This is a genomic window from Streptomyces sp. NPDC026092, assembly GCF_040638605.1.
In the GTDB taxonomy this organism is placed as follows: domain Bacteria; phylum Actinomycetota; class Actinomycetes; order Streptomycetales; family Streptomycetaceae; genus Streptomyces.
This window is the reverse complement of sequence record NZ_JBEZYN010000014.1, coordinates 229,114-236,650: the sequence shown is the minus strand read 5'-3', so window position 1 is coordinate 236,650 and position 7,537 is coordinate 229,114. Positions and strand designations below refer to the sequence as shown.

Below are 7,537 nucleotides of genomic sequence, written 5' to 3'. Positions count from 1 at the left end.
CGACCTGGCGGCGCAGCTCAGCCCAGGTGATCGGACGCGGCTCATGTGTTTCGTCCACATGGAGCAGGGCCGTGTCGTGGGGGCGCTCGGTGGCGCCGCGCACCGGCGTTTCCCTTCGCGCACACCGACCCGCGCGCATTCGACGCGCGCACCTTCGCCTTCCGTATGCGTTCAGTCCGGCTGCCATACAGACCTGTCTGCTTGGCAGTTCACGACCGCCCGCGAACCGGCGAGAATCCCGACATCATTAAAGAGACACAGAGAAATCAAGCCCATTAACCGCACAAGGGTTGTCAGAAAAAACAGGCAGGGTTGTATGCTTTCGGGGTGGGGTAACCCCCTACCCCATCTTGCCCATGTGCGTCTCTTTGATTCAGCAGCCGTACAGGGGTCGTAGCGGGACTGAAGAGCAGGAAGCTGATGGAGAGACATCCCGAGCACACCCGTCAGGTACTCATCAGCGCCACGGCGGGTCTCATAGCCGACGGCCCGTTCACCGACGTCGGGCTCGTGAACATCTGCCGGGCGGCCGGGGTGAGCAGAGGCGCTCTCTATCACCACTTCGCCTCCATCGCGGAGTTGGTGGCGCGGGTGTACGACCAGGCGCGCGCACGCGTGGACGAACTGTTCGACGAGTCGTACAGGAAATCGAAATCCGCCTCGGAAGCGCCCGCGGAATTCAGTATCGCCCTGTGCGCGGCACTCCTCGACGAGGACCTGGTGCGCGCGGGCGTCCGGATCGGACCCGACGGTACGAACGCGCCGCCCCGGTTGCGCGAGCAGGCGTTGGCGAAGGTGCGCGAGCAGATCGTCGCGAACGGCCCCGCGGACCACGAGGAGGCCGAGGACATCCACGGCGTGGCCGACCTGGCGATGGTGATCACCGCCGGGCTCGAGTCACTCGGCCACACCGACGCCTACTGGTGGCAGCCGGAGACGACCCGGCGGATCTGGGACATGGTCAGCAGACCGGACGCGGCCTGATCCGTACGAAGGTCTCTAGAGCGCCGGGGCCGGTGTCGGGGACGGCGGGCGGTGGGCGAACCACTTCTGGTCGGCCTCCAGTTGGGCCGCGAGGGAGATCAGGAGTGGCTCGCTGCCCGCAGGGCCGAGGAGTTGGGCGCCGATCGGGAGGCCTTCGGGGGTGAAGCCGGCGGGGACGTTCACGCCCGGCCAGCCGAGGACGTTCCAGGGCCAGGCGTAGGGGCAGGCGGAGGCCATCGTCAGGTCCGTGCGCCAGGCCGGCATCGCGTCGAAGGTGCCGATCCGGGGCGGCGGCACGGCCGTCGTCGGGGCGAGCAGCACGTCGTACGTGTCGAAGAGCGCGCCGATCCTGCGGTGCTGCCGGGCCTCGCGGGCGCGGGCCGCGCGCAGGGCCCGCCCGGCGAGGCGGCGACCGCTGTCGGCCGCGCTGCGGGTGCGCGGGTCGAGCAGCTCGGGCTGGGGGTGGCGGTCGGCGTACTCCGCGATTCCGGCGGTCGCGCGCGGCAGGAAGCTCAGCCCGATGAGGCCGTAGCGCGGGCGCGCCTCCTCGACGGTGTGGCCGAGCCCGGTGAGCGCGTCGGCGAGATCGGCGACGGCGCGGCGTACGGAGCGGTCGAGCGGGTTGTACGTGGCGGTGAACGGCGCCCGCCAGGCGAGCGCGATCCGCAGCCGGCCGGGCTCGCGGCGGGCCGCCGCGGAGGCGTCGACGACGGTCGGCTGGAAGCGGTCGCCGGGATGCGGCCCGGCGACCGCGTCGAGGAGCAGGGCGGCGTCGCCGACGGTCCGGGCGAGCGGTCCGTTGACGGTGAGGCCCTGGAAGCAGTCGTCGTACGGGTGGACGGAGACCCGGCCGCGCTGCGGTTTGATGCCGACGAGGTGGGTCCAGGCGGCGGGTATGCGGATGGAGCCCGCGCCGTCGGAGCCGAGCGCGGCGGGCACGATCCCGGCGGCGACGGCGGCCGCGGAGCCGCCGGAGGACCCGCCGGGGGTGTGCCCGGTGTGCCACGGGTTGCGGGTGGCACCGAAGGCCGGGCCTTCGGTGAAGGGCCACTGGCCCAGTTCGCAGGAGTTGGTCTTGCCGACGATCACGGCGCCGGCGGCCTTGAGCCGTCGTACCGCCTCGCCGTCCTCGGTCGCGTCGGGGATGTCCCCGGCGCAGCCGAAGCGGGTGGGCAGTCCGGCGACGTCGGTGTCGTCCTTGACGGCCATCGGGACGCCGAGCAGCGGCAGCCGCTCCCCCGCGGCGAGCCTGCGGTCGGCCTCCGCCGCCTCGGCGAGGGCGGCCTCGGGCCGCGTGCAGCGGAAGGCGTTGAGGGTGGGTTGCGTGGCCGCGATGCGGTCGAGGGCCGCCTGTACGAGGGCGGTCGAGGTGACCGTACCCTCGGCCAACTGCCGCGCCTGCTCGGCCAGTCCGCTGTACTCGACCGTGCTCACGCCAGCCCCCTCGTCTCGACGGATGCCGTGACCCTACTGGAGAGTAGCCTCCTTGTCAGCAGGGTCACGGGCGCCCGCTGTCGGACCTCCGTCGTAGGCTGATCCCGCTGGTGGCGAGAGGAGGCCGAGGTGGCTGGGACAGGCGCGAACGGGACGACGGTCGCCGAGGTGATGGCCGAGCTGGCCGCGCTCGAGGACCCGAAGGCACGCGCGGTCAACGAGAAGCACGGCGACGATCACGGCGTGAACCTCGGAAAGCTGCGGGCGGTCGCGAAGCGGCTGAAGACGCAGCAGGAGCTCTCGCGCGAGCTCTGGGAGACGGACGACACGGCGGCGCGGCTGCTGGCGATCCTGATCAGCCGCCCGAAGGCGTTCGAACGGGACGAACTGGACATCATGCTGCGCGAGGCGCGCGCCCCCAAGGTGCACGACTGGCTCGTGAACTACGTGGTGAAGAAGAACCCGCACGCCGAGGAGCTGCGCGTCGCCTGGACCGCCGATCCGGACCCCGCGGTCGCGAGCGCCGGCTGGGCACTGACCTCCGAGCGCGTGGTGAAGAAACCGGCGGGCCTCGACCTCGCGGGCCTGCTCGACGTCATCGAGACGGAGATGAAGAACGCCCCGGACCGCCTCCAGTGGGCGATGAACACGTGCCTGGCCCAGATCGGCATCGAGCACCCCGAGTACCGCGGCCGCGCGATCGGCATCGGCGAGGAGCTGGAGGTGCTCAAGGACTACCCGACGTCTCCCGGCTGCACGTCTCCGTTCGCACCGGTGTGGATCAACGAAATGGTCCGCAGACAGGGCTAGGGCCTGTCGTTTGGATCATGCCGGGCTCGCGGGCCCTCAGCGGCGCAGTGCGTCGGCCGCTCTGCGTACCGTGCGGGCATCGCCGCGGTGGCCGTGTTTCCTCAGGCACCAGGCGAGCCAGGTGAGGGACTCCGCGAGGCTTGCGACGTCGTTGCTCGGGTGGTGGGGGCCGCGGGTGTCGAAGAGGAGGTCGACGGCCTCCATGGTGGGTGCGAGGACCTCGTCCTCGCGCTCGGCGCGGGCCAGCCGGAGGGCGAGGTTGGAGAGGGCGTGGATCGGCCCGTACACGTACTTCTCGGGGTCGTCCGCGCGCAGCCTGCGGTAGATCGCCACGACCTCGCGCGAGGAGCGCAGGGCGTCGTCGTGACGGCCGGTGTCGGTGAGGCGGATGCCGAGGTGGTTCATCGCCCGGGCGAGACCGGGCAGGTGGGTGGCGGGGTCGTCCTCGGCCAGCCGGCGGAAGAGGGCGACGGAGTCGTTGGCCGCGACGAGCGCGTCGGCGTGGCGGCCCAGGGCGGCGAGCCGGTTGCCGAGGCTGTCGAGGGCGTCGGCCAGGGGCGGTCGGATGCCCCCTGGGTTGGCCTTCAGGTACCGCCGGTAGAGGTGGACGGCCTCGTCGGCGGAGGCGAGGGCCTCGGCGTGGCGGCCGAGCCAGCCGCTGGTCAGGCCCTGGTTGTGCAGGGACCGGGCGAGGGCCAGGGCCACGTCCGTGGTCATGGTGGGCGTGGTACGGCACAGGACGACGGCGTCGCGCAGGGCCTCGGCGGCCAGGTCGAGGTTGCCGGCGGAGACGAGCCGTAGGGCCTGACCGTTCATGGCGTGCACGCGGTCGGGCCGGGAGGAGGTGGGGGTGGGGGTGGTCGAGTCCGACGACTGAGCGCGCCGGAATCGGCCCTCCGGCGTCACCGTGTACCCATACCTGCGTAACAGCGCCTCCATGAGCCGAAGCCGGCCGGGCTGGCTCGCGGTGATGGACCGGCGCAGGGCCACGAACTCGGCCACGTACGGGGCGGCTTCGGCCTCGCGGTCGAGTTGGTGCAGTTCGTGGATGAGGGCGAGGACCGTCGCGTAGTGCTCCCCCTGCGTCGCGAACGGCGCGACGGCGCGGAAGAGGTCGACGGCCTCGCGGAGGGTGACGACCGCCTCGTCCTTGCGCCCCATCTCGCCGAGCTTGATGCCCAGCTCCCCGAGCGCGGAGGCGAGGCCGTCCCGGTCGCCCGACCGGCGCCGGATCGCGACGCCTTCGCGGATCGACTCCAGGGCGTCGTGATGGCGCCCCAGCTCCGCGAGCTGGTTGCCGAGGTTGGTGAGCGACCAGGCGAGATCGGGCAGATGGGCGTCGGGCTCCCGCCGGGCGAGTTCACGCAGCAGACCGGTGGCCTCGCGTGCGAGGTCGTACGCCTCCGCCCGCCGACCGAGCAGCCCGAGAACGAGCGCGCGCCGACCGAGCGTGGCGGAAAGACCGGCGGTGTGCCCCTGGGGATCGAGCACGACGAGCTTCCGGAGGACCTCAACGGCTTCGCCGAGCACCTCGGCCGACTCCTCGAGCCGCTCGGGCAACTCGGCGAGCACCGAAGCGAGCCCGTGCAGACACACCGCGAGCCGCGGCAGATACCGCACCGGCTCGACCCGCGCGAGCCTCCTCAACTCGTCGGCCTCGCGCCGCGCTTCACGCAACGTACCTTCGTCGGGCATCCCGGAACTCTCCCCCGCCGTTCCCCAACTCCCCTACGTTTTACCTTCCCTGTCACGCCCGGCCGCCACCTCCGGTTCCGCGCGGCTCCGGGCTACGCGGACATCCAGCCAGGTGCCAGGACGGGGTCGTTCATCGCGGAGTTGTGGGGGAAATCTGGAAGAGCTCGTACGTGGCGACCGTCTCGAACCCCAGGCGCTCGTACACAGGGAAGCCGGCCGGGCTGGATTGGAGGGTGCCTACGGTCAGGCCGCGTGCGCGGCCGGCTTCCAGGGCCGCGACCGTGAGTGCGGCACCGATGCCCTGGCGGTGTTGGTCCTCGGTGGTCGTGACGACGTAGACGCCGGCCACGCCGTGTTACTTCACCGAGCCCGCCATCACCCCCTGGACGAAGTGCTTCTGGAAGGCGAAGAACACCACGAGCGGGACGACGAGCGACAGGAAGGCGCCCGGCGCCAGGACGCCGATGTTGCTGCCGAACTGCCGCATCTGGGACTGGAGCGCCACGGTCAGCGGCTGCGACTCGCTGTCGGCGAAGAGCAGCGCCACGAGCATGTCGTTCCACACCCAGAGGAACTGGAAGATCGCCAGGCTCGCGATGGCGGGCCGGCCGAGCGGCAGGATGAGGCGCAGGAAGATTCGCCACTCGCTGCCGCCGTCGAGCCGCGCCGCCTCCAGCATCTCCTTCGGGATCTCCGCGAAGTAGTTCCGCAACAGGAAGACGGCGAAGGGCAGGCCGTACGCCACGTGGAAGAGGATCACGCCCGCGACGGTGCCGAACAGCCCGACCGCGCCGAAGAGTTTGGCCACCGGCAGCAGGCCGATCTGGACCGGCACCACGAGCAGGCCGACGACCACCAGGAAGATCGCGTCCCGGCCGGGGAAGCTCAGCCAGGCGAAGGCGTATCCCGCGAGGGCCGCGATGCCGACGACGAGCACCGTCGTCGGCACGGCGATCAGGACCGTGTTCCAGAAGGCCTGGACGAGACCCGAATCCTCGAAGAGCGCGCGGTAGTTGTCGATCGACAGCTGGGCCGGGTCGATCAGCGAGGTCCACCAGCCGTTCGAGGCGTTGTCCTGCTCCGACCGCATCGAGGAGAGGAAGAGCCCGGCGAGCGGGGTGATCCAGACGAGGGCGACGAAGACCAGGAGGGCCTGGACGGCGGTGTTGCTCAGCCACCGCGTCGGACCGGTACGGCTCTTCGTGCCGCCGTGGCTCTCCGTACGGCTACGGCTCCGCACGCCGGTGCGGCTGCTGGTTCCGGTGTGGCTGCTCATGATCCGCCCTTCCGGAAGCGCCGGATGTTGAAGATCATCGCCGGGACGACGAGGGCGAGGAGCAGCACGCTGAGCGCGCTGCCGAGTCCCTGGTCGTTGCCGCCGCCGAAGGAGACCAGCCACATGCGCGTGGCGAGCACGTTGGCCTCCTCCTGCACGGGGCCGGGGGCGATGATGTAGACGAGGTCGAAGACCTTCATGACGTTGATGACGAGGGTCACGAAGACGACGGTGAGGACGGGGGCGAGCAGCGGGACCGTGATCTTGCGGAAGATCTGGCCCTCGGTCGCGCCGTCCACCCGGGCCGCTTCCAGGGCGTCGCGCGGGATGGCCGCGAGCCCGGCCCCGATCAGGACCATCGAGAACCCGGTCCAGACCCACAGGTAGGCGCCGATGATGGCCGGGGTGACCAGCGTCGGGCCGAGCCAGTCGACGCCGGCGTACCCGGCGGCGAAGTTGGACGCGGGAACCCGCAGCGTGTAGGTGTCGTCCCCGAGCCCGGCGAAGGTGAACGAGCCGTTGTCGCCGGTCTCCGCGGAGGCGACGACCGTGCCCGCGCGCAGCACCTCGACCGTCACGCCGGGAAGGCCGTTCTCCTTCGGGTCGATCTGCCCCTGCCGGCCACCCGCTCCCGGCGTGAAGTCCAGGTACACGGCGCCCGACAGGCTCCCCGCCGAAGGCTCCGGCATCCGCGCGGGCACCGCACCCTTGGGTACGGCCTCGGGCGCGATGCCGACGAACGGCAGGGCGATGTCGTCCCCGGGCCTGACCTCGACGGTCGTGTAGCCCGCGCCGGGGCTGCCGCTCAGCCCCTTGCCCTCACGCGCGCGTGCCGTCGGGTACGGGGAGGGTTCGTCGATCGCGTCGTGGACGCCGACGATCGCCGCGTTGAGCACGCCCCGGTCGGGGTTCTGCTCGTAGGCGAGGCGGAAGATGATGCCCGCGGCGAGGAAGGACACGGCCATGGGGAGGAAGAGCACGAGCTTGAACGCGGTGGCCCACCGCACCTTCTCGGTGAGGACGGCGAGGACGAGCCCGAGCCCGGTGAGGAGCACGGGCGCGACGACGACCCAGATCGCGCTGTTGCGGACGGCCTTGAGCGTGGCCGGGTCCTGGAACATCTCCAGGTAGTTGTCGGCGCCGACGAACCGGTCGCCGGTCGCGTCGAAGAGGCTGCGCCCGATCGAGAACACGACGGGGTAGACGACCAGGGCCCCGAGGAGCAGCAGGGCCGGGAGGACGAAGAGCGCGCCGAGGAGGCGCCTTCTGCGCAGGGCGCGGCGCCGCGGGTTGTCCGCGGCGCCCGCCTTCGGGGTGTGGGCCATGACGGGGCGGCCC

Annotated in this window: 7 protein-coding genes; 2 read left to right on the top strand and 5 right to left on the bottom strand. The window is 71.4% G+C overall.

Translation table 11 applies throughout. The features are described from left to right. Window positions 1–420 precede the first annotated feature (420 nt). Window positions 421–984, top strand: a complete 564-nt coding sequence (locus tag AB0F56_RS23485) for a TetR/AcrR family transcriptional regulator (RefSeq protein WP_362012924.1) — start codon at window positions 421–423, stop codon at window positions 982–984. A 15-nt stretch (window positions 985–999) separates the two neighbouring features. Here the strand turns inward: AB0F56_RS23485 and AB0F56_RS23480 are convergent, their stop codons facing one another. After that, window positions 1,000–2,418, bottom strand: coding sequence for an amidase (locus AB0F56_RS23480; protein WP_362012923.1), 1,419 nt, complete (start codon window positions 2,416–2,418; stop codon window positions 1,000–1,002). A gap of 171 nt (window positions 2,419–2,589) precedes the next feature. Between AB0F56_RS23480 and AB0F56_RS23475 the strand changes: the two genes are divergently transcribed. Then, on the top strand, window positions 2,590–3,228 hold the full coding sequence (locus AB0F56_RS23475) for a DNA alkylation repair protein (RefSeq protein WP_362012949.1): 639 nt from the start codon (window positions 2,590–2,592) through the stop codon (window positions 3,226–3,228). A 36-nt stretch (window positions 3,229–3,264) separates the two neighbouring features. On the opposite strand, the gene AB0F56_RS23470 is transcribed toward AB0F56_RS23475, so the two are convergent. From AB0F56_RS23470 to AB0F56_RS23455, 4 genes are all read right to left on the bottom strand, one after another. Beyond that, window positions 3,265–4,923 carry a tetratricopeptide repeat protein gene (locus AB0F56_RS23470; protein WP_362012921.1) on the bottom strand — a complete coding sequence of 553 codons (1,659 nt, stop codon included), beginning with the start codon at window positions 4,921–4,923 and terminating at the stop codon, window positions 3,265–3,267. Between the two features lie 130 nt (window positions 4,924–5,053). Further along, on the bottom strand, window positions 5,054–5,272 hold the full coding sequence (locus AB0F56_RS23465; protein WP_362012919.1) for a GNAT family N-acetyltransferase: 219 nt from the start codon (window positions 5,270–5,272) through the stop codon (window positions 5,054–5,056). 6 nt (window positions 5,273–5,278) lie between these two features. Continuing rightward, window positions 5,279–6,199 carry a carbohydrate ABC transporter permease gene (locus tag AB0F56_RS23460; RefSeq protein ID WP_362012917.1) on the bottom strand — a complete coding sequence of 307 codons (921 nt, stop codon included), beginning with the start codon at window positions 6,197–6,199 and terminating at the stop codon, window positions 5,279–5,281. After that, window positions 6,196–7,524, bottom strand: a complete 1,329-nt coding sequence (locus tag AB0F56_RS23455) for an ABC transporter permease subunit (protein WP_362012916.1) — start codon at window positions 7,522–7,524, stop codon at window positions 6,196–6,198. Before AB0F56_RS23455 ends, AB0F56_RS23460 begins: the two co-directional genes overlap by 4 nt. Window positions 7,525–7,537: the final 13 nt, after the last annotated feature.

What these genes read in the sequence shown, in the direction of transcription:
- AB0F56_RS23485 (WP_362012924.1), top strand. Translation starts at nt 421, where the DNA reads ATGGAGAGACATCCCGAGCACACCCGTCAGGTACTCATCAGCGCCACG.
- AB0F56_RS23475 (WP_362012949.1), top strand. Translation starts at nt 2,590, where the DNA reads ATGGCCGAGCTGGCCGCGCTCGAGGACCCGAAGGCACGCGCGGTCAAC.
- AB0F56_RS23470 (WP_362012921.1), bottom strand. Translation starts at nt 4,923, where the DNA reads ATGCCCGACGAAGGTACGTTGCGTGAAGCGCGGCGCGAGGCCGACGAG.
- AB0F56_RS23460 (WP_362012917.1), bottom strand. Translation starts at nt 6,199, where the DNA reads ATGAGCAGCCACACCGGAACCAGCAGCCGCACCGGCGTGCGGAGCCGT.
- AB0F56_RS23455 (WP_362012916.1), bottom strand. Translation starts at nt 7,524, where the DNA reads ATGGCCCACACCCCGAAGGCGGGCGCCGCGGACAACCCGCGGCGCCGC.